Source organism: Sphingomonas sp. (assembly GCF_042096255.1).
In the GTDB taxonomy this organism is placed as follows: Bacteria; Pseudomonadota; Alphaproteobacteria; order Sphingomonadales; family Sphingomonadaceae; genus Sphingomonas.
Window position 1 is genome coordinate 1 of sequence record NZ_JBELLZ010000066.1, and the last position, 19996, is coordinate 19996.

Sequence of the window (19996 nt, forward strand, 5' to 3'; positions counted from 1 at the left end):
ACCAGATCGTCGGCCAGACCGAAGCGGACGCCAAGACCGGGCGGATCAGCTACAACTCGCCGCTGGGCCGCGCGTTGATCGGCCGCAGCGTCGAGGACGAGGTCGAGGTGTCGGTTCCGGCGGGGGACCGTTACTACGTCGTCTCGAAGATCGAGTTCATCTGAGCCCGCCCGTTCCGCTGCCGGCTCCGCTGGCGGCGCTGATCGGGGAACGGGCGTGGCGCCGCGACGCCGCCGGCGAATCCGGCGGCGCCGTCTATCGGCTGGTGGGCGGCGGCGACCTGTACCTGAAATGGGGCGAGCACGCGGTTGCGCAGGCGATTGCGGACGAGGCGCACCGGCTGTGGTGGCTGCAGGGCCGCATGCCCGCCGCGCGCCCGCTGTCCTTCGTGACGCAGGACGCGCAGGCATGGCTGCTCACCGCGGCGTTACCGGGCAGATCCGGCGACGCCTGGCTCGAGCGCGACCCGGCGTTGTTGCCCCGGATCATCGACGCGTTCGCGAGCTTCCTGGTCCAGCTGCACGCGCTCGATCCTGCCGAATGTCCGTTCCGTGCCGACGCGGCGGTGCGCATCGCCGATGCGCGGCGGCAGGTCCGGGAGGGGCTGGTCGACGAGGACGACTTCGATCCCGACCATGAGGGCTGGAGCGCGGGCGACGTGCTGGCCGAGGTGGAGCGACTGGCACCCATAGCGAAAGCCACGTGCGTGACGCACGGCGATTTCTCGCTCGGGAACCTGATCCTTGACGAGGGAATGACCGTGACCGGGTGCATCGATGTCGGACGCCTCGGCGTAGCCGATCCGTACCAGGACATCGCGATCTTCTGGCAGAACCTAGCCGAGCATGGGCCGGCGATGCAGCAGCGATTCCTGGACGCGATCGGGCTACGGCAGCCGGATGCGGACCGGCTCGCCCTCCACCGCTGTCTGGACGAACTCTTCTAGGTCCGCGATCGCGCAGACTACCGCACCCCGCTCGTGTCGAGCCCTTCGACTGCCTGCCTGCGGCAGTCGCTCAGGACAGGCTGGCGTGTCGCGCCAGTTGAGACACCTGGTCAGCGCTTCTCGACTTCACTCGGACCGAACGGAGGGTGTGAGAGCCCGGTGATCCGCTCAGCCCGCCGGCCCGATCAGGTCCGGTTCGAGCAGGCGGTGTAGATGCACCACCACATATTTCATCTCGGCGTCGTCCACGGTGCGCTGCGCGGCGCCGCGCCAGGCCTTTTCGGCGCTGGCATAGTCCGGAAAGACGCCGACGATGTCGATCGACTTTAGGTCGGTGAAGTCGAGGGTGCGCGGATCGGCGACGCGGCCGCCGAAGACGAGGTGGAGCTTGCTCATGGGCTGCGCCTCTACCGTGGTGGCCGCGACATCGGAAGGGTCTTAGCCGGCGGAAACGTGCTCGCGGCCCGCCTTGGCTGCGGCGCTGCCCGCGGTGCTGGCCGCCTTGCCGAGCCCGTCGAGCAGCGAGCGCGCCTTCTCCTTGGCCGCATCGGGCGTGAGGTTGAGCTGCTCCAGCTCGCCGCGCCCGGCCTCCTTCGCGGCGGCGATGGCGGCGGTCAGCGCGGCGGCGAGGCGGCGGCCGGCGGGCGCGAGCAGATCGCGTTCGCGCTGGCTGCGCGGCAGCACCGCGGCGACCAGCGCGCCCAGCGCGATGCCGCCCACCAGCATGCCGAGCGGATTGCCTTCCAGCGTTTCGGCAGTGGTGCGCGCGGCGTCATAGGCCTTGTCGCGCGTAGTCTCATAGGCATGCGCGGCCTTGTCGCTCAGGGTTTCCTGATGGGGCTCGCCCGGGGGCGTGGTGTGCGCGTCGGTCATGATGCGTCCTTCGTGTAGATCGTTTCAAGCGAAGTCTTGGGCTTGGGCTTGCGGCGGAAGAGATCGACCAGGCGATGGCGGGCGAGGATCGCGACCACCAGCGCCGCTGCGCCCACCGCCACCATCGGCTTGCGTTCGGCGGCCTCAACCGTGGTGGCGAGCGCGCGCCGGCTGCCGTTGGACACCGTCTCGGTCACGTCGCTGAGCACGTTCCTTGGCTGAAGCCGCTCCTGGATCGTCGCCACGGTGCCCATCAGCCGCTGCCGGGTCTCGGCGGCATGCGCTTCGGCGGCGGTGACGCTGGGCGCGGTCATGCCACCGGCTCCGCGCGCAGCTTCGATCGGCCAACCATCGCAAGGATGCCGGCGAGGAGCAGGACTACGCCGACCACGATCAACGTCGCGATCCCCGGTCCGGTCGTCGGCGTCAGCGTCATGATCAATCCCACCAGCAGGGCCACCAGTGCCGCCAGCGACAGCACGCCTGCGGCCCCAAAGAAGATCGCAGCCCCCTTGTAGCGAGTAAGTAGCGATGTCGCGCGAGCCCGGACGAGGGCGACTTCCGCCTGGGCAGCATCCTTTGCGTCATGCGCGAGCCTGGTGAACAGCTCGCCAATACTGTCATCGCTGGCCTCCCCTGCCATCGGCTCAGGCCGCGTCGCGGTTGTCGAGACCAGCGGTCAGCAGCCGGGCGACGACGAAGCCGAGCGCTGCGGCGACGCCGATCGCTATCGCCGGGCTCTTGCGGACGAGGTCGCGGCCCATATCGAGCAGCTCGTCCAGGCTCTTCTCGTCGATGGTTGAGGAGAAGCCCTGAACGCGCTCGGCCGCGTCGCGGGCATACTGGCCGTATTGCGCGCCGATCTTGTCGTCGACCTGTCCGGCCGCGTCGCTGAGCATCTTCGACAACTCACCCAGTGCGCCGGTCGCACGGGACTTGCCGTCCTCGGCAAGGCTGCGCGCCTTCTCGGTCGCCTGGCCGCGGAACTCGCCCGCCTTGTCCTTGAGCGTCTGTTTGAGGTCGACCGGCTCGCCCTTGTCGCCGTTCGTGGTCTGCGTACCGGCGGTGTCGGTCCCCGCCTCGGCCGCGGCGCCGGCGCCGACCGTGGCGCCCTTGAGCGGAGCGGCCGGTTCGAAACCCGTGCTCGCGGGGGTGGTGTCCGCCCCGGTCATCGGCTGCGGGCTGCCCGCGTGGGCCGCGGAATCGGTGGATCGATCGGTATCGGACATGGGTGCCTCCGTTTCGCCCCTCAACCCCGGCGTGGGCGCGGCGGTTCCATGGGGTTTGCTCCATCCGCGCGAGTCGGTAGAGCCGCGCCGACGCCAACAGGTAGAGGATCGTTACGTGACCGCAATCATCGACGTGCATGGCCGCCGCATCCTCGACAGCCGCGGCAATCCCACCGTGGAGGTGGACGTGCTGCTGGAAGACGGCAGCTTCGGCCGCGCCGCGGTGCCCTCGGGAGCCTCCACCGGCGCACACGAGGCGGTGGAGCGGCGCGATGGCGACAAGGATCGCTGGCTCGGTAAGGGCGTCGACGACGCTGTCGAGGCGGTGAACGAAGAGCTGGCCGAGCTGGTGGTCGGCATGGATGCCGAGGACCAGCGCGACATCGACCTTGCGATGATCGAGCTCGACGGGACGGAGAACAAGGGGCGGCTGGGCGCCAACGCGATCCTGGGTGTCAGCCTCGCCGCCGCCAAGGCGGCCGCGGACGCGCGCGGGCTGCCGCTCTACCGCTACATTGGCGGCGTCAACGCGCACGTGCTGCCGGTGCCAATGATGAACATCATCAACGGCGGCGAGCATGCCGACAACCCGATCGACTTCCAGGAATTCATGATCATGCCGGTCGGCGTGGACAGCCTGGCCGAAGCGGTGCGCTGCGGCTCCGAGATCTTCCACACGCTGAAGAAGGGTCTTTCGGAGAAGGGCCTCGCCACCGCGGTGGGCGACGAGGGCGGCTTCGCCCCGAACCTCGCCAGCACCACCGACGCGCTGGACTTCATCATGGCCTCGATCGAGCGGGCGGGGTACCGGCCGGGTGAGGACGTGATGCTGGCCCTCGACTGCGCCGCGACCGAGTTCTTCAAGAACGGCAAGTATGAGATCAGTGGTGAGGGCCTGTCGCTGGAGCCGCAGGCGATGGCGCAATATCTGGCCGATCTCGCCGGCCGCTACCCGATCCTGTCGATCGAGGACGGCATGGCCGAGGACGACTTCGAGGGCTGGAAGGCGCTGACCGACGCGATCGGCGACCGCGTGCAGCTGGTCGGCGACGACCTGTTCGTCACCAATCCCGAGCGGCTGGTGATGGGCATCGACAAGGGGCTCGCCAACTCGCTGCTGGTCAAGGTCAACCAGATCGGCACGCTGAGCGAGACGCTGGACGCGATCGCGGTGGCAGGCCGCGCCGGCTATACCGCGGTGATGTCGCACCGTTCGGGCGAGACCGAGGACGCCACCATCGCCGACCTCGCTGTCGCCACCAACTGCGGGCAGATCAAGACGGGCAGCCTCGCGCGGTCGGACCGGCTCGCCAAGTACAACCAGCTGATCCGCATCGAGGAGGAACTGGGCGACGTGAGCTATTACGCCGGACAGGACGTGCTTCGAACCCGTTGATTCATCTTGATTCGGGCGAGTCGTTGCGCGATGAGTCGGAAATGCCTCGCAAGGTCAAGCCAAAGGCTTCGAAAGCCGCCGTGTTCCTGCCGCTGCTCCGCCGCGCGGCGGGGCCGGCGGCGGCGATCGCGGTGATGGCGTTCTTCGGCGTCTATGCGGTGATGGGCACCAACGGCGCGCTCGCGTACGGCGACTACAAGCGGCAGCTGGTGAAGCGCGAGCGAGATTATGCCGCGCTGGACGCCAAGCGCGAGATGCTGCGCAACCGTGTGGCGCTGCTCGACCCGCGGCATGCCAATCCGGACCTCGTGGACGAATTGGTGCGGCGCGACCTCAACGTTGCGCACCCGGATGAAGTGATCGTTCCGCTGAAGTAGGCGGAATTCGGCAACATCCGTTCGCCCTGAGCGCAGTCGAGGCCTGACCTGAGCGCCTGCCTTGGCAGGCAGTCGAAGGGGGCAAGCGCTTCGCCTGCCAAGTGCTTCGACTTCGCTCAGCACGAACGGTTCAGAAGGGCGTTACACGGTTTCCGCCTACCGCCCCAAAAACGTCAGCAGGTCAGCGTTGAGCCGCTCGTTCGCCGTAACGGTCAGCCCGTGCGGCTCGCCGTCATATTCCACCAGCTGCGATCCCGCGATACCCTTGGCGGCGGCGCGGCCGGTTGCGTCGATCGGCACGGTTTCGTCGCCGGTGCCGTGAACCACCAGGGTGGGCACGCGAAAGGCGGGAAGGTCCGGACGGAAATCGGTGTGGCCGAAGGATTCGGCGCAGGCGAGGATCGGCTTCAGGCCCGCCTGCATGGCGACCTGCCATGCCCAGTCGAGCCGGCCGTCGCTCACCGGCGAGGTAACATAGCCGACGCCGTAGAATTGCTTGAAGAAGTTCTGGAAGAAGCCCGGCCGATCCTTGAGGATCCCCTCACCGATCTCGGCCAGCGCGGACGCGGGCACGCCGTCGGGGTTGTCGTCGGTCTTCAGCATGTAGGGCACGACCGACGACACCAAGGCCGCCGCGACGACGCCCTTGCCACCGTGCCGGCTCATGTAGCGCGCCACCTCGCCGCCGCCCATCGAGAAGCCGACCAGGGTCGCGTCCTGCGCGCCGGTCGCCTCGATCACGTCGGCAAGGTCGTCCGACAACGTGTCATAGTCATAGCCGCTCCACGGCTGCCCCGAACGGCCGAATCCGCGCCGGTCATAGGCGATGGTGCGGAAGCCGGCGTTGGCGAGCGCCATCGCGGTCTCGTCCCAGCTGTCCGACGAGAGCGGCCAGCCGTGGATGAGCACGACGGGACGGCCGGAGCCCCAGTCCTTGACGTAGAGATCGGTGCCGTCGCGCGTCTTGATATAGGGCATGGGAGCGTCCTGCTTTAGGGTGCGGCCGGTCAACGGCCGGCCTGCGCGCCCGTTCCGCTAACGCGATTGACGCAGCACCGGCACCTCGTCGCGCGTCTCGGTGAGCGAAGGCTCGCGGATCGAGGGGCGCAGGCGCGCGACGCTGCACAGGCCAGCGACCAGCGCGAGGCCGGCGGCGACCAAAGGCGGCACCCGGCCGTCACCCACGCCGAACGCCAGCAGCGCCGCCACCAGGGTGGCGCCGATCGTCTGCCCAGTGAGGCGCACGGTGGAGACCAGCCCGCCCGCCGCCGCCGCGCGCGCCTTGGGTGCGGAGCCGACGATCAGCCGTGCGTTGGGCGGCAGGAAGGTGCCAAAGCCCGAGCCGCACAGCGCCATCCTCCAGGCAACGTCGAACCAGCTCGGGTCCGCCGGCATGAACGCGATCAACAGTAGCGCGGTGATCGACACCGCCATACCGATTCCCCCGAGCAGCCCCGCCGGGATCCGATCCGACAGGAAGCCGGCGAGCGGCGCCACCACCATGTTGGTCACCGGCCAGGGCGCGATCGCCGCGCCGATCTCCGCGGTCGACCAGCCCGCCGACGCGAGGCGGAAGGGCATGGAGACGAGCAATGTCATGGAGGCGGTGAACGCAACGAGGCCGCCGAAGGCGGACAGCGCGAGCACCGGCCGGGCGAGCAGGTCCACCGGCAGGATCGGCGCCGCCGCGCCGAGCTCCCGCCGGGTGAAATAGACGCCGACCGCCACACCCGCGGCGACGATCGCGGCGGACACCACCGGGCTGTCGCCATGGACCATGCTTTCGAGCCCGCCGATCACCAGCCCGAACATCGCGGCGCACATCAGCGCGCCGAGCAGGTCGAAGTTTTCCACCCGCGGCCTGGGATCGGGCAAGGCGCGGCCGAGCAGCAGGCTGAACGCCGCAAAGGGCAGGGCGCTGGCGAACACCCAGGGCCACGGCGCCACCGCCAGCACCAATCCGCCGATCGTCGGCGCGATTGCGGCGGAGCTGGACACCACCACCGAGTTGATGCCGAGGCCGCGGCCGAGCTGCCTTGCCGGATAGGTCTGGCGGATCAGCGCCGAGGCGACGCTGAGCACGCCCGCCGCGCCGATCGCCTGCACCGCGCGAACGATCAACAGGAAGGGTAGGCTGCGCGCGAAAAAGCACAGCAAGGTCGCGCCGGCGAACAGCAGCTGGCCCCATTGATAGGTGCGCTTGAGGCCGATCCGCTCGCCCAGGCCAGCCAGGGGAAGGAGCAGCATCACCAGGGTCACCTGGTAGATGGTGACGATCGACACCACCGAGCTCTGGGCGACACGGAGGTCGCGGGCGATGGTGGGAAGCGCGACATTGGCGACGCCGCCATCGATGATCACCAGCGCCGATCCGAAGGAGAGCGCCGCCACCGCCTGGTAGCGGCGCGGGGTGGGGAGGCCGTCGGTCATCCGGGTCTGGGACACCCGTGGCGCCCGAATGTCAAAGCGTCGCAGCGGATTGCGTGCGCCGGGACGCGCTGCCACACGACACACATGCTTCGCTTCCTGCCGCTCGCCCTTGTCGCCGCGCCGCTCCTCGCGCAATCGGCGCCGATGACAGACGATCCCTACATCTGGTTGGAGGACAAGGACGGCGCCAAGGCGCTGGCCTGGGTGGAGGCGGAGAATGCCCGCACGCTGCCGCGCCTCCAAAACGATCCCCGCTACAAGACCTTCTACGCCGAGGCCTTCGCCATCGCGTCCGCGCAGGACCGCATCCCGATGCCCGAACTGATCGGCGGCAAGGTGACCAACCTGTGGCGCGACGAGGCGCACCCGCAAGGCATCTGGCGCCGGACCACCGCCGAGAGCTACGCCTCCGAGAACCCGCAATGGACCACGCTGATCGACCTCGACGCGCTGTCGAAGGCGGAAGGCAAGAAGTGGGTGTGGAAAGGCGTCACCTGCCTCAAGCCCGACGAGCGGCGCTGTCTGGTTGCGCTGTCCGAGGGCGGTGAGGATGCCACCACTCTTCGCGAGTTCGATCTGGAGGCGGGCCGCTTTGTCACTGACGGTTTTGTGCTGCCCACCTCCAAGCAGGAGGTGGACTGGATCGACGCCGACACGCTGATCGTGTCGCGTGACTGGGGGCCGGGCACGCTCACCAAGTCCACCTATCCGTTCGTGGTCAAGCTGGTGAAGCGCGGCCAGCCGCTGGCGCAGGCGGAGGAGATCCACCGCGGCACGCCCGACGATATCGGCACCGGCGGCGCGGTGCTGCTCGACGGCAAGGGCAATCGTGCAGTGGTGGTGTCAACCGCCAGGACGTTCTTTGAGAGCGAATATGCGCTGTGGACGCCGCAGGGGCTGAAACCGCTGCCACTGCCTGCCAAATCCGACATTGCGGGGCTGATCGACGGACGGCTGGTGGTGCGCACCAGCGAGGCGTGGCGCGGCATGCCGGAAGGCGCGCTGATCGCGGTGCCGCTCGCCACCGCAAGCGCGACGGATGCCAAGCCCGAGCTGATCTTCGCGCCCGGCCCGCGCCAGTCGGTCGAGCGCGGCGTGGCGGTGACGCATGGAGCGGTGGTCGCGGCGGTGTACGACAATGTCCGCGGGCGGGTGATGGCCTTCACGCCGGGCGCGGGCGGCTGGACGGCGCGCACGCTGGCGCTGCCCGACAATCTCTCCACCGAGCTGGTCAGCTTCAGCGAGGAGGACGGGCGCGGCTATGTCGCGGTGACCGGCTTCACGACGCCGACGCGGCTGCTCGCGGTGGACCTGTCGAAGGAGGCGGCGCCCGCGACCGTCAAGACCAGCCCGGCGCGCTTCGACGCCACCGGGCTCGTCGTCGAACAGTTCGAGGCGGCGTCGAGCGACGGCACCAAGATTCCGTATTTCGTCGTCCACCGGAAGGATGCGCCGCTCGACGGGACCACACCGACGCTGATGACCGCCTATGGCGGCTTCCAGGTGTCGCGCACGCCCTATTATTCGGGCGTGACCGGCAAGCTGTGGCTGGAGCGCGGCGGCGCCTTCGTGCTCGCCAACATCCGCGGCGGCGGCGAGTTCGGGCCCAAGTGGCACGAGGCGGGGCGCAAGACCAAGCGGCAGATCATCTACGACGATTTCGCCGGCGTCGCGCGCGACCTGTTCGCGCGGAAGATCACCAGCGCCAAGAAGCTCGGCATCTTCGGCGGCTCCAACGGCGGCCTGCTGATGGGCGTGGAAATGACCCAGCATCCCGAGCTCTGGGGCGCGGTGACGATCGCGGTGCCGCTGCTCGACATGCTCCGCTACGAGCAGATGGCCGCGGGCGCCTCCTGGGTGGACGAATATGGCAGCGCCTCGGTGCCCGCCGAGCGCGCGTTCCTGGCCAGGATCTCGCCCTATGCGAACCTGAACCGCGGCGTCGCCTATCCCGAACCCTATATCTGGACCACCACCAAGGACGACCGTGTCGGCCCGCAGCAGGCGCGCAAGTTCGCGGCGCGGATGAAGGAATACGGGCTGCCGTACCTGTTCTACGAGGATACGGCGGGCGGCCATTCGGGCGATGCCGACATCGCGCAGGGGGCGCGGTTGCAGGCGTTGCAGGCGGTGTATTTCACGCAGAAGCTGGTGGACGGAAAGTAGGGGGCAACCTCCGTTCAGCCTGAGCGAAGTCGAAGGCCCCACGTTGGGGCTTGTGCTTCGACTTCGCTCAGCACGAACGGGTATGGGATTGCCTCACCCCGCCAGCGCCTTCGCCAGCTGATCCTTGTTCATCTTCGACCGGCCGGGCACGTCGCGCTTCTTCGCCTCGGCGTAGAGCTCCGCCTTGGTGCGGTGGTCGCGGTACTTGCGGGTCTTGTCCGCCACGTTCTTGGGCTGCGCGGAGTGCTGCTTGCCCTTTCGGGTGTCCGCGCGCTTCTTTGCGGTGGTGCGCTTGTATTCCTCGTCCGACAGCGCCTCGCGCGCCTTCCTGGGCAGGTAGCGCTCGCCGGTGTCGCCGCTCTCCTTGCCGGATTTGGTGCCCCAATCCTCCTCGGTCCATTGGTGGAGCGAGTTGTCTTCGTCCTTCTCGCCTTTGTAGCCGCCGCCGCGCTTCTTGTATTCGGCGACCGCCATCTGCGCCTTGCGCGCGGACCATTGACCCTTCTTGCCGCCCTTGGACCCGGCGGTCACCTCGTCCTTCACCTCCTCCCAGAGCTTGGGATCGGTCTTTTCGGCGGTCTCGCTCATCACTGTCGCTCCGGCATGTCCCGATGCGGAACCGCTGAGTTGCCGAATCGGTTCTTGCTGCGATGCAGCAGACCGGCCATGATGAGATGATGAAGCTCAACACCGAGGAAGATCGCGTCCTCGCACAGCCGGCGCCCGGCGCCGCGCCGGTGATCCTGGAAGCGATCGTGAAGCGCATGGCGGTTGCCGCCAGCTACAACCGCGGCGAGGTCGTGCTGGCCCCGCACATCCTCTACACGCGTCATGGCGAGCTCTACGTCGATGCGCTCACCATCGAGCGCGACGGCAAGCCGCCGCGCGAGCCCAAGGTGGGTGCGTTCAAGCTCGCCGGACTCAATCCCCTGCGGATCACCGCGCGCCGCTTCGAGCCGAGCCCGCTGTTCGACGCCGCCGACGCCCGCTATGAGGGCGAGACTTTGATGGCGATCTGACACGCGCGTGACGGGGGTGGGGGAGTGAAAAGGCTGGCACTGGCGATCGCGGCGGTGGCCGCGGCCTCGCTCTCCGGATGCGTTCCCGAACTCGGCCGCAAGACGCTGGCGGCGCCGGCGCCGGTGTTCGATCCCGTCGCCTTCTTCGTCGGCCGCACCCAGGCGACCGGCACGCTCCACCGCGTGCTCAGCCGTCCCAAGCAGGTGGTGATCGAATCGACCGGCCGTGCCGCCGAGGACCGGCTGATGCTCACCCAGCGCATCCTGGTCGCGGGCGAGGCGCCCGAGCTGCGCACCTGGACGCTCCGGCAGGTGAAGCCCGGCCGCTGGATCGGCACGCTCACCGGATCGGACAAGCCGGTGATCATGCAGGTCCGCGGCAACACGCTGGCGGTCCGCTACAAGATCGATCCCGGCCTCACTGTGCGCCAGTGGCTGTACCTGCGCCCCGACGGCAGCGTCGAGAGCCGGACGCTGACCATGGAGCTGGACATGGACGTGTCGCGGATGGAGCTGACGTTCCGGCGCGTGTGAGCGCAGGGGCGCCGCTTTACCCGTCATTGCTTCGCTGCGCTCGCAATGACGTTTGCGCACGGAGATCTACAACGCCGTGCGCACGTCCAGCAGCTCCGGGAAGAAACGCTGCTCCACCACCCTCGCGAGGTACGGCACGCCCGCCGTCCCGCCGGTACCGCGCTTGAAGCCGATCACGCGCTCCACCGTCTTGAGATGGCCGAAGCGCCAGAGCTGGAAATGATATTCCAGATCGACCAATTTCTCGGCCAGTTCGTACAGGTCCCAATAGCGTTCCGGCTCGGCATAGACCGCCGCCCATGCCGCTTCGACGCCGGGAGAGGGCGGCGCCACCTGCGCCCAGTCGCGCTCCAGCCGGTCCGCCGGCACCGCCAGGCCGTGGCGGGCGAGCAGGCGCAGCGCCTCGTCGTACAGGCTGGGCCGCGCGAGTTCCGCCTCCAGCGTGTTCGCGACCTCGGGTTCGTCGCCGAACTGCGCCACCATCGCCGGGTTGCGGTTGCCGAGCAGGAATTCCAGCCGGCGGTACTGGTCCGACTGGAAGCCCGAGCTGGAGCCGAGCGACGCGCGCATCCGGCGATAGTCCGCGGGGGTCATGGTGGCGAGCACCTCCCAGCTCTGGATCAGCTGCGCCTGGATGCGGCTGACCCGCGCCATCATCTTGAGCGCGGGGGCGAGATCGTCGGCGGCGATCGCGTCTCGCGCGGCGACCAGCTCGTGCAGGCACAATTTCATCCACAGTTCGCTGGCCTGATGGATGGTGACGAACAGCAGCTCGTCATGCGTATCGCTGAGCGGCGTCTGAAGCGCGAGCAGCTCGGGCAGGCGCAGGTAGCTGCGATAGGTGATCGTCGACATGCCGCCCGGCTAGCACCTTTCGTCAGCCCGCGCTTGCGTGCGGAGCCGATTCGAGCATAACAGGAGTTACGGACAGCCGCATCCGAGCGGCAGCGGGGAGAGGATGATGCTGAAGACGCGTTTCACCGAGGCGTTCGGGGTCGAGTATCCGATCGCGCAGGGCGGCATGCAATGGGTCGGCAAGGCGCAGCTGGTCGCCGCGGTCGCCAATGCCGGTGCATTGGGCTTCGTCACCGCACTTACCCAGCCGACCCCCGAGGACCTGGCCAAGGAGATCCAGCGGACCAAGGACCTCACCGACAAGCCGTTCGGCGTCAACCTCACCATCCTGCCGACGATCACCCCGCCGCCCTATGCCGAATATCGCCGCGCGATCACCGAGGGCGGGATCAAGGTGGTCGAGACTGCCGGCTACAAGCCGCAGGAGCATGTCGACGACTTCAAGGCGCATGGCATCAAGGTAATCCACAAATGCACCGCGGTCCGCCACGCGCTCTCTGCCGAGCGGATGGGGGTGGACGCGATCTCGATCGACGGCTTCGAATGCGCGGGCCATCCGGGCGAGGACGACATTCCCGGGCTGATCCTGATTCCTGCGGCGGCGAACAAGGTGAAGGTGCCGATGCTGGCCAGCGGCGGCTTCGCGGACGGCCGCGGGCTGGTCGCGGCGCTGGCGCTCGGCGCGGACGGGGTGAACATGGGCACCCGCTTCTGCGTGACGCAGGAGGCGCAGATCCCCGACAGCTTCAAGCAGCAGATGGTGGCCAACGACGAGCGCCAGACCGACCTGATCTTCCGCACGCTGCACAACACCGCACGCGTCATGAAGAACAAGGTCAGCCAGGAAGTGGTGCAGATCGAACGCGCGGGCGGGGCGGAGTTCAAGGACGTCCAGCACCTCGTCGCCGGCGCGCGGGGCCGATCGGCGATGGAGCGCGGCGATACCGAGGACGGCATCTGGTCCGCCGGCATGGTGCAGGGCCTGATCCACGACGTGCCGACGGTGAAGGAACTGGTCGACCGCATCGTCGCCGAGGCGGAGGAGATCATCGAGGGCCGGCTCCAGGCGATGGTGTCGCGCTACGCCGAGGCGGCGGAGTGAGCGAGGACGTGCTCTATGCGGTGGAGTGCGGCGTCGCGACGCTGACCCTCAACCGTCCCGAGCGGATGAACACCATCTCCGGGCCGATGCTCGACAGCCTCGCCGCGCTGCTGGTGCAGGCGGACCGCGACCCGGAGGTGCGCTGCGTGGTGCTCACGGGTACGGGACGCGCGTTCTGCGCGGGGCTGGACCTCAACGCCGCCACGTCCGGCGAGGGGATCGGGTCGAGCGGCGCGGCGATGAGCGCCACCATCGACCTGCGCGACACCCCGCCCACCGTGCTCCACGCGATGGACACGCCGGTGATCTGCGCGCTCAATGGCTCGGCCGCGGGCTATGGCATGGACCTCGCGATCGGCTGCGACATCCGCTTGATGGCGGAGGAGGCGAAGATGGCGCCCGCCTTCGTCAAGCGCGGCATCGTGCCCGAATCGGGCGGCACCTGGCTGCTGCCGCGGCTGCTCGGCTGGGCCAAGGCGGCGGAGATCATCTTCACGGGGCGGACGCTCGGCGCGGCGGAATGCCTGGAGCTGGGCCTCGCCAATGCGGTGGTGCCCGCCGCCGAGCTGCCCGCGCGGGCGGCGGCGATGGCGCGCGATATCGCCGCGAATGCGCCGCTGGCGGTGCAGGCCTCCAAGCGGATGATGCGCATGGGGCTGGACGAGCGCTTCGACACGCATGTCCAGCACGTCTACCTCCAGCTGCTGCCGCTGTTCCGGACGGAGGATTTCCGGGAGGGGATGGCCTCGTTCCTGGAGAAAAGGCCGGCAGCGTTCAAGGGGCGGTAGAATTCCTCCCACCTCCGTTCGTGCTGAGCCCTTCGGCTGGCTGGCGAGCCAGCCGCTCAGGACAGGCTGACGCATTGCGCCAGTGGAAGCACATGAGCGGGCGCAGCGCTTGCCCCCTTCGACTGCCTGCCCAGCAGGCGCTCAGGACAGGCTTCGACTTCGCTCAGGGCGAATGGATGTGGCCTATTCAGGTACCCGCAATGCCGCCGCCAGCGACGCCGTCGCACTCCCCCGCCGCGCGGGCTGCGGCTGCGAGGCATCCGGCGCCCAGCCGGTGAGCGTGACGATCTCGAACCGCTCGGTCACCCGCCCGTCCGCATCCCTGCGCGCCTCGAACGCCGCCGCCAACCGTGCCAGCGTCTCGCGCGACAGCGGCGCCACCTCGGCGAGCAGGTTGCCCGATCCGCTGCCGCGCACGTCGCTGAGCAGCCGCGCGAAGCTGGCGTAGCGCACGCTCAGCGGCTCGCCGTCCGCCACGGGCAGCGCGAAGCCGGCGCGGACGAGAAGGTCGCCCGCGGCGCGCACCTCGATCTGCGGGTGGAGCCGCGCCGCCGGGCGCTCGCCTTCCGCCTCGCGCAGGATCGCGCGGAGCGTGGCCAGCGATCCCGCGCCGAGGAACGCCGCCAGGAACAGTCCGTCGGGTCGCAGCGCGCGCCGTGCCAGCGCCAGCGCGCCGGGCAGGTCGTCCACCGTGTCGAGCACGCCCGCCGAGACCACCAGGTCGAAGCTTGCGTCCGCGAAGGGCAGCGCGTCCTCGTCCGCCTGCACCCCGCCCGCCATGTTGGCGAAGCGGTGCCCCGCGTCCACTCGCGCCGCGCGGGTGCCGGGCGGAAAAGGGAAGCTGCCGTCGAAACAGCCGAGGTCAAGCGCATCGGCGAAGCTGCGCTTCACGCTCGCCAGCCGCTCGGCCAGCCCATCCACCATCGCCGCGCGGAGGAAATCATGGTCGCCGAAGCCGGGCGCGATGCGGTCGCGCTGCCGGCGGCGGCGCGTGCGGCTGAAGATGGGCTGCATCGCGCCCTTGTGCCCGCCGCAATCGCCCGCGACAACAGCCGCATGGGGTGGGCGGGGCAGGCGATCGGAGCGGCCTTCGCGCTGGCGCTGCCGCCGCGCTGCGGGGGCTGCGGCGGCGTGGTGGGGCAGCCGCATGCCTTTTGCCCGGCGTGCTGGCGCTCGCTGCGGTTCCTCGGCACTCCCTGCTGTGCCGCCTGCGGCGTGCCGTTCGCGTTCGATCGCGGGGCGGGCGCGCGTTGCGGCGAATGCCTCGCCACCCCGCCGCGCCATGCCGGCATCCACGCTGCGGTCGCCTATGGCGAGGTCGCGCGCGATCTGGTGCTGCGCTTGAAGCACGGGCGGCGGATCGGGCTGGCGGAGTCGATGGCGCGGCTGATGCTTCGCCGCATGCCGCCGGGCGCCGACCTGCTCGTGCCCGTGCCGCTGCACCGCTGGCGGATCTGGTCGCGCGGGTTCAACCAGTCGCTGCTGATCGCCGAGGCGCTTGCCAGGGCTTCCGGCATTCCGGTCGAGCGCGCCGCGCTGCTCCGCCCGCGCGCGACGCCGATGCTGCGCGGGCTCGGCCGGCGCGAGCGGGCGAAGGCCGTCGCTGGCGTGTTCACGGTGGCGCCCGATCGGAAGGCTGCGCTCAAGGGCCGACACGTCGTTCTGGTCGACGATGTCCACACCAGCGGCGCCACCACGGATGCGTGCACGCGCGTGCTGCTCAGGGCAGGCGCGGCCAAGGTCTCCATACTGGTCTGGGCGCGCGTGCTCGATGACGCGGACGATTGACAAGCCTGCCCCGTGACCACACCTCCCCCCAATGGCTAAGGTCGAGATCTACACCAAGGCGTTCTGCCCTTATTGCAGCCGCGCGATGCGCCTCCTCGCCGGCAAGGGCGTCGAGCCGGTCGAGTATGACATCACCATGGGCGGGCCGCAGCGGCAGGAGATGATCCAGCGCGCCAACGGCCGCACCACCGTGCCGCAGGTGTTCATCGACGGTCGCCACATCGGCGGCTCGGACGATCTCGCCGCGCTCGACGCGCAGGGCGGACTGGACCCGCTGCTCGCCGCATGAAGGCGGCGCTGTTGCAGATGACGAGCGGGATTGATCCCGCCGCCAATGCACGCGTGCTGACCGATGCGATCGCGGAGGCTGCGGCCGGCGGCGCGGCGATGCTGTTCACGCCCGAGATGTCGGGCCTGCTGGACCGGGATCGCAGGCGTGCCGATGCCGCGATCGTGACGGAGGAGGAGGATCGGGTTCTCGCGGCGGTGCGAGAGGCGGCGGCGAAGGCAGGCCTTTGGGTCCATCTCGGCTCGCTCGCACTGCGCCGCCCGGATGGCCGCTACGTCAATCGCGGCTTCGTGATCGACGGGACGGCGGCGATCCGCGCCAGCTACGACAAGCTCCACCTGTTCGACGTTGATCTCCCCACCGGCGAGTCGTGGCGCGAATCCGCCGCATACGCCCCCGGCGAGCGTGCGGTGGTGGTGGATACGCCGCTCGGTCGCCTCGGTCTCGCCATCTGCTACGACCTGCGCTTCCCCGGGTTGTTCCAGGCGCTGAGCGATGCCGGTGCGACGATCCTTAGCGTCCCCGCCGCCTTCACCCGCCCGACCGGCGCGGCACACTGGCATGTCCTGCTCCGTGCCCGTGCGATCGAGAACGCCGCCTTCGTGATCGCCGCCGCCCAGACCGGCGAGCATCAGGACGGCCGCACCACCTTCGGCCATTCGCTGGCGATCGGCCCATGGGGCGAGGTGCTGCTCGATATGGGCGAAGCGGCGGCCCTCGCTTTCGTCGACCTGCCCGACGATGCCGTTACCGCCGCCCGCGCGCGTGTTCCCGTGATCGCGCACCGCCGCGCCATCCCGCCGGTCGAGGCATCGTGATCGTCTTCGACCTGCGTTGCGGCACCGGCCACGTCTTCGAGGCATGGTTCGGCTCGTCGGGCGATTATGACGACCAGGTCGCGCGCGGGCTGGTCGACTGCCCGGTCTGCGGCTCCAGCGAGGTCGGCAAGGCGGTCATGGCGCCGCGGGTCGGCAGCGGCGAGCGCAGGGGAGACGTCTCGCCCGTTGAAGCCAAGGCGATGCTCCGCGCACTCGCCGCCGCGCAGGGGGAGGCGCTCAAGAACTCGCGCTGGGTCGGCCGCCGCTTCGCCGAGGAAGCGCGCGCCATCCACGCCGGCGAGCGCACGGGGGAGACGATCCACGGCCAGGCGACGCCGGCGGAGGCCAAGGCGCTGATCGACGACGGCGTTCCCGTTGCCCCCCTGCCGCTGCCGGTCGCTCCGCCGGAAAGCACGCACTGAGTTGACCCGACTCAGCCCCGCGCGTAGCGCTCCGCCGCGCGCCCCCGTAGCTCAGCAGGATAGAGCGACGGTTTCCTAAACCGCAGGTCGTGAGTTCGAATCTCGCCGGGGGCGCCATTTCGGTTCAAAGGCACGAACGCCTAGCACCGCCGCCTCTACGCCAGAGGCGGCGGTTAGCGTTCGGAGCAATTCGCTCCGCAGCCCGCGGATGCGGACCTCTTTCCGGCTCACGACTTCCACCCGCTGCGCAACCGCGCGAACCCGATCGCGGGCGAACGTCCCGTCGCCGTTCCGCAGCTTCTTTTTCAGGGCAGCCGCGAAGGCGCGCAGGCTCTCGGGCGTGATTGCCGGGCCGATCTTCACGATATGCGCCAAGGCTCGCTCGGAGTCGCCCTTGGCCTGGTCGCGCGTCGCGGTCAGCTCGGCGATGCGATCCTTGAGCGACGGGTCGCTCACGTCGATGACGCCGTTCTCGATCGCATCATAGAGACGCTTGAGCTTCGCTTCCGCCTCGGTCGCGCGCCGCTCAAGATCGGCGACATGCTCGCGGCGCTGGTTCACCCACTCGTCGCGGCGTTCGAGGATCTGATCCATCAGAGCTTCGAGACGCGCCGGGTCGAGCAGCCGCGCTTCGAGATGATCGACCACGGCCTCATTGAGCCGGTCCATCGGCACGGTGATGCCCGGACAGCCGGTCGCACCCTGCCGCGCCTTGGTCGAGCACGTATAGTAGCGATATTCGCGGCCGACGCTGCTGGTGCCGGTGCGCAGCGTCATCGCTCCGCCGCAGCATGCGCAGAAGCAGATGCCGGTGAGCAGCGTCGGGCCGCCCACCGCCATCGGCGCCATCATCTTGGGGCTGCGCGCCTTGAGCGAGCGTTGCACGGCCTCGAACTCCGCTTCCGAGACGATCGCCGGCACTTCCATGACGGCGTGCTCGCTCTCGGGCTTCGGCGTCTTCGTCTTGTGATCGCGCGTGTTGAAGCGGTGCTGCCCGATATAGGTCGTGCGGGTGAGCACCTGATGCACCGCGCCCAAGCCCCAGCGCCCGCCGTCGCGGGTGCGGATGTTGTTCTCGTTGAGCCAGGCGGCGATCGACTTGAGGCCCATCGGCCCTTTGTTATCGACGCCGTTCAATGCCATGCGGTAGATGCGCCGCACCGTCTCGGCCTGGATCGGGTCGATTTCCAGCTTCTTCTTGATCTTCGCGCCGCGCTCCCCTGCCGCAACCACGCGATAGCCGATCGGCGCACGCGCGCCGTTCCAGAAGCCTTGCCGGGCATTCTCCTTCATGGCTCGCAGCGTGTGCTTGCCGTTCTCCTTCGACTGATACTCGTCGAACAGCGTCATGATCTGGCGCATCATCACGCTCATCGGATCATCGCCCAAGTCCTGCGTGATCGAGATCAGCCGCACGCCATTCTTCGCCAGCTTGCGGACGTAGAACTCGAACTGGAACTGGTCGCGAAAGAACCGCGAGAAGCTATGGACGAGGATCACATTGAACGGCGACGGCTTGGTCATCGCCGCATCGATCATGGCCTGGAAGGCAGGTCGGCGATCGTCGGTCGCGGTGTTCCCCGGCTCGACAAACTCCGCCGCGACCTCCCAGCCGCGCGACAGGCAATAGCCTTCGATCTGGCGGCGCTGATCGGGAATCGATAGGTCGCTCTCCGCCTGTCGGCCGGTCGAGACCCGCAGGTAGAGCGCAGCGCGGGCGGTCGCTACGACCGGCGCCTCATCCTCATTTCGCTGCAAGGCGGCGCTGGTCATGACGCTTCACTCCTCACTTCACGGCAGCGGTCCGAACAGCTTGTCCAGCTCGTGCCGCATATGGCCTTCGATCGCGCGCAACTCGGCGTCGCCGATCGGTACTTGCTCCGGCCAGTCGTCGGTGACGACGATTGGCCCATCATCTTCGCGCGGCCGGCGCGAAGCCCGGCGCGGCGCGACGCGGTTGGTGTAGTCATGCAAGTCATCCGGGCATTCGGCCCAGCGGCGAGGCGTGCGGCGGCGGAGCTTGCGAGGAAGGGCCATAGCGGCAGGCTGCCGCCTGACCGCATCCCACGCAAAGCCTCTCGCGGGGCGAAGCGCAGATAGGGGCGCACGGCGGCGGGCGTCATGCTTCGCCCCAGGGATCGACGACTGTGATCCCGCACCCGGTGAAGTCGCGGACGTTGCGAGTCGCCAGCCGCGCGCCGCGCGAGCGCACGATCGCGGCAATCTGCGCGTCGATTTGGCTGATCGGCTTGCCGCCCTGTTTCCGCCCGGCGGCAATCTCAGGATAGACAAGTGCCGCGTCGGTATCGAACGGCAGCACGCGGCCCGCGAAATCGACCTCGAACATAGGACGCGCGGCCGCCAGCAGGTCATCGCGACGGCGTCCCTCGGGAAGCAGCGCCAGACCGTAGAAGATTTCCGCCTGCGTCAGCGTCGTCGTGAAGACGCCCGCCATCGGCTGCTCGGCGATCCACGCCATGACCCTCGGGTCAGGCTCACGCCGCATCAGCTCGGAAATGACATTGGTGTCGAGGACGATCATTCGCCGAAGTCCACCGCCCGGATCGGCTCACGGGGAAGGTCGGGCAGATCGACGCCGCCCAAGGCGCCGAAGCGTTCATGGATGGCCTGGCCCAAATTGCGAGGTCGCGGGATTTCGGTCGAGAGTGCCGAACGCAGGATGTCGCGGGCCTCGTCTTCCATCGACCGCCCGTGCATCGCCGCACGCAGACGAAGACGATTTTTGATCGCATCGTCGATGTTTCGGATCGTCATGACCGCCATGTGCGCCTCCATAAGTCAATGACTTCATATTAGTCGATGACGCCGGAAAAAGCAAGGCAAGGGTTGGCGCCTCCCTGCGGGACCGCCGCTCTATCTCCGCTGCACTTCGACCGAGCCCCTGGCGGGTCTCGGTAGGGTGGGCGCGAGACGCCTCTTTCGAGGACGCCCCAGCGCCTCCCC

General features: G+C 68.9%; 27 protein-coding genes and 1 tRNA gene. 14 read left to right on the plus strand and 14 right to left on the minus strand.

Annotation, left to right across the window (positions count from 1 at the left end; all coding sequences use genetic code 11):
• Together ACFDTH_RS12445 and ACFDTH_RS12450 are read left to right on the plus strand one after the other, a co-directional pair.
• The coding region (locus ACFDTH_RS12445) for a GreA/GreB family elongation factor (protein WP_375287879.1) at positions 1 to 164 on the plus strand (164 nt) is incomplete at its 5' end.
• Between the two features lie 26 nt (positions 165 to 190).
• A complete protein-coding gene (locus ACFDTH_RS12450) occupies positions 191 to 946 on the plus strand; it encodes an APH(3') family aminoglycoside O-phosphotransferase (protein ID WP_375287880.1) in 756 nt (251 codons plus the stop codon).
• 168 nt (positions 947 to 1114) lie between these two features.
• On the opposite strand, the gene ACFDTH_RS12455 is transcribed toward ACFDTH_RS12450, so the two are convergent.
• The 5 genes from ACFDTH_RS12455 to ACFDTH_RS12475 are packed head-to-tail and all read right to left on the minus strand — an operon-like array spanning position 1115 to position 3048.
• Positions 1115 to 1342, minus strand: coding sequence for a DUF4170 domain-containing protein (locus ACFDTH_RS12455; protein WP_375287853.1), 228 nt, complete (start codon positions 1340 to 1342; stop codon positions 1115 to 1117).
• A 42-nt stretch (positions 1343 to 1384) separates the two neighbouring features.
• Positions 1385 to 1819 carry a hypothetical protein gene (locus ACFDTH_RS12460; RefSeq protein WP_375287854.1) on the minus strand — a complete coding sequence of 145 codons (435 nt, stop codon included), beginning with the start codon at positions 1817 to 1819 and terminating at the stop codon, positions 1385 to 1387.
• Entirely contained in the window at positions 1816 to 2133 is a 318-nt protein-coding gene (locus ACFDTH_RS12465; protein WP_375287855.1) for a hypothetical protein, read from the minus strand. Before ACFDTH_RS12465 ends, ACFDTH_RS12460 begins: the two co-directional genes overlap by 4 nt.
• Positions 2130 to 2462 carry a phage holin family protein gene (locus tag ACFDTH_RS12470; RefSeq protein WP_375287857.1) on the minus strand — a complete coding sequence of 111 codons (333 nt, stop codon included), beginning with the start codon at positions 2460 to 2462 and terminating at the stop codon, positions 2130 to 2132. Before ACFDTH_RS12470 ends, ACFDTH_RS12465 begins: the two co-directional genes overlap by 4 nt.
• Positions 2463 to 2466: 4 nt before the next feature.
• Complete coding sequence (locus tag ACFDTH_RS12475) at positions 2467 to 3048, minus strand: hypothetical protein (protein WP_375287859.1); 582 nt, start codon at positions 3046 to 3048, stop codon at positions 2467 to 2469.
• A gap of 115 nt (positions 3049 to 3163) precedes the next feature.
• Between ACFDTH_RS12475 and eno the strand changes: the two genes are divergently transcribed.
• Positions 3164 to 4444: a phosphopyruvate hydratase gene (eno, locus tag ACFDTH_RS12480; RefSeq protein ID WP_375287860.1), complete on the plus strand. Its 1281-nt coding sequence runs from the start codon at positions 3164 to 3166 to the stop codon at positions 4442 to 4444.
• A 41-nt stretch (positions 4445 to 4485) separates the two neighbouring features.
• Positions 4486 to 4821 (plus strand): septum formation initiator family protein, encoded by a 336-nt coding sequence (locus ACFDTH_RS12485; RefSeq protein ID WP_375287861.1) that lies wholly within the window; start codon positions 4486 to 4488, stop codon positions 4819 to 4821.
• A 156-nt stretch (positions 4822 to 4977) separates the two neighbouring features.
• Here ACFDTH_RS12485 and ACFDTH_RS12490 read toward each other — a convergent pair whose 3' ends face one another.
• Together ACFDTH_RS12490 and ACFDTH_RS12495 are read right to left on the minus strand one after the other, a co-directional pair.
• Positions 4978 to 5799 carry an alpha/beta fold hydrolase gene (locus ACFDTH_RS12490; protein WP_375287862.1) on the minus strand — a complete coding sequence of 274 codons (822 nt, stop codon included), beginning with the start codon at positions 5797 to 5799 and terminating at the stop codon, positions 4978 to 4980.
• Positions 5800 to 5856: 57 nt separating this feature from the next.
• Entirely contained in the window at positions 5857 to 7251 is a 1395-nt protein-coding gene (locus ACFDTH_RS12495) for an MFS transporter (RefSeq protein ID WP_375287863.1), read from the minus strand.
• 84 nt (positions 7252 to 7335) lie between these two features.
• Between ACFDTH_RS12495 and ACFDTH_RS12500 the strand changes: the two genes are divergently transcribed.
• Positions 7336 to 9417: a prolyl oligopeptidase family protein gene (locus ACFDTH_RS12500; RefSeq protein WP_375287864.1), complete on the plus strand. Its 2082-nt coding sequence runs from the start codon at positions 7336 to 7338 to the stop codon at positions 9415 to 9417.
• Between the two features lie 93 nt (positions 9418 to 9510).
• Here ACFDTH_RS12500 and ACFDTH_RS12505 read toward each other — a convergent pair whose 3' ends face one another.
• Positions 9511 to 10005 (minus strand): hypothetical protein, encoded by a 495-nt coding sequence (locus ACFDTH_RS12505; RefSeq protein WP_375287865.1) that lies wholly within the window; start codon positions 10003 to 10005, stop codon positions 9511 to 9513.
• A 62-nt stretch (positions 10006 to 10067) separates the two neighbouring features.
• Here ACFDTH_RS12505 and ACFDTH_RS12510 point away from each other — a divergent pair, with 62 nt between their 5' ends.
• Complete coding sequence (locus ACFDTH_RS12510) at positions 10068 to 10436, plus strand: hypothetical protein (protein WP_375287866.1); 369 nt, start codon at positions 10068 to 10070, stop codon at positions 10434 to 10436.
• Positions 10437 to 10460: 24 nt separating this feature from the next.
• Positions 10461 to 10970: a DUF3833 family protein gene (locus tag ACFDTH_RS12515; protein WP_375287867.1), complete on the plus strand. Its 510-nt coding sequence runs from the start codon at positions 10461 to 10463 to the stop codon at positions 10968 to 10970.
• 66 nt (positions 10971 to 11036) lie between these two features.
• On the opposite strand, the gene ACFDTH_RS12520 is transcribed toward ACFDTH_RS12515, so the two are convergent.
• Positions 11037 to 11825: a tryptophan 2,3-dioxygenase gene (locus ACFDTH_RS12520; protein WP_375287868.1), complete on the minus strand. Its 789-nt coding sequence runs from the start codon at positions 11823 to 11825 to the stop codon at positions 11037 to 11039.
• Between the two features lie 103 nt (positions 11826 to 11928).
• On the opposite strand from ACFDTH_RS12520, the gene ACFDTH_RS12525 reads away from it, so the two are divergent.
• On the plus strand, positions 11929 to 12927 hold the full coding sequence (locus ACFDTH_RS12525) for an NAD(P)H-dependent flavin oxidoreductase (protein WP_375287869.1): 999 nt from the start codon (positions 11929 to 11931) through the stop codon (positions 12925 to 12927).
• Positions 12924 to 13715 carry an enoyl-CoA hydratase/isomerase family protein gene (locus ACFDTH_RS12530; RefSeq protein ID WP_375287870.1) on the plus strand — a complete coding sequence of 264 codons (792 nt, stop codon included), beginning with the start codon at positions 12924 to 12926 and terminating at the stop codon, positions 13713 to 13715. Before ACFDTH_RS12525 ends, ACFDTH_RS12530 begins: the two co-directional genes overlap by 4 nt.
• Before the next feature lie 183 nt (positions 13716 to 13898).
• On the opposite strand, the gene ACFDTH_RS12535 is transcribed toward ACFDTH_RS12530, so the two are convergent.
• The gene (locus ACFDTH_RS12535; protein WP_375287872.1) at positions 13899 to 14729 is read right to left on the minus strand and encodes a methyltransferase domain-containing protein; all 831 of its coding nucleotides are present in this window, start codon (positions 14727 to 14729) and stop codon (positions 13899 to 13901) included.
• A 42-nt stretch (positions 14730 to 14771) separates the two neighbouring features.
• Between ACFDTH_RS12535 and ACFDTH_RS12540 the strand changes: the two genes are divergently transcribed.
• The 5 genes from ACFDTH_RS12540 (at position 14772) to ACFDTH_RS12560 (ending at position 17149) form a co-directional block, all read left to right on the plus strand.
• Positions 14772 to 15503, plus strand: coding sequence for a ComF family protein (locus ACFDTH_RS12540; RefSeq protein ID WP_375287873.1), 732 nt, complete (start codon positions 14772 to 14774; stop codon positions 15501 to 15503).
• 31 nt (positions 15504 to 15534) lie between these two features.
• On the plus strand, positions 15535 to 15792 hold the full coding sequence (gene grxC / locus ACFDTH_RS12545; protein WP_375287874.1) for a glutaredoxin 3: 258 nt from the start codon (positions 15535 to 15537) through the stop codon (positions 15790 to 15792).
• Positions 15789 to 16610: a carbon-nitrogen hydrolase family protein gene (locus ACFDTH_RS12550; protein WP_375287875.1), complete on the plus strand. Its 822-nt coding sequence runs from the start codon at positions 15789 to 15791 to the stop codon at positions 16608 to 16610. Before grxC ends, ACFDTH_RS12550 begins: the two co-directional genes overlap by 4 nt.
• Positions 16607 to 17032, plus strand: a complete 426-nt coding sequence (locus ACFDTH_RS12555; protein WP_375287876.1) for a DUF1178 family protein — start codon at positions 16607 to 16609, stop codon at positions 17030 to 17032. Before ACFDTH_RS12550 ends, ACFDTH_RS12555 begins: the two co-directional genes overlap by 4 nt.
• A gap of 40 nt (positions 17033 to 17072) precedes the next feature.
• Positions 17073 to 17149 (plus strand) — tRNA-Arg (locus ACFDTH_RS12560).
• On the opposite strand, the gene ACFDTH_RS12565 is transcribed toward ACFDTH_RS12560, so the two are convergent.
• The 4 genes from ACFDTH_RS12565 to ACFDTH_RS12580 form a co-directional block, all read right to left on the minus strand.
• Positions 17108 to 18805, minus strand: coding sequence for a recombinase family protein (locus tag ACFDTH_RS12565; RefSeq protein ID WP_375287881.1), 1698 nt, complete (start codon positions 18803 to 18805; stop codon positions 17108 to 17110). The two genes, ACFDTH_RS12560 and ACFDTH_RS12565, sit on opposite strands and share 42 nt — an antisense overlap.
• Positions 18806 to 18823: 18 nt before the next feature.
• The gene (locus tag ACFDTH_RS12570; RefSeq protein ID WP_375287877.1) at positions 18824 to 19069 is read right to left on the minus strand and encodes a hypothetical protein; all 246 of its coding nucleotides are present in this window, start codon (positions 19067 to 19069) and stop codon (positions 18824 to 18826) included.
• 82 nt (positions 19070 to 19151) lie between these two features.
• Complete coding sequence (locus ACFDTH_RS12575; protein WP_375287878.1) at positions 19152 to 19574, minus strand: type II toxin-antitoxin system VapC family toxin; 423 nt, start codon at positions 19572 to 19574, stop codon at positions 19152 to 19154.
• Positions 19571 to 19816: a plasmid stabilization protein gene (locus ACFDTH_RS12580; protein WP_179220953.1), complete on the minus strand. Its 246-nt coding sequence runs from the start codon at positions 19814 to 19816 to the stop codon at positions 19571 to 19573. Before ACFDTH_RS12580 ends, ACFDTH_RS12575 begins: the two co-directional genes overlap by 4 nt.
• Between the last annotated feature and the right edge of the window lie 180 nt (positions 19817 to 19996).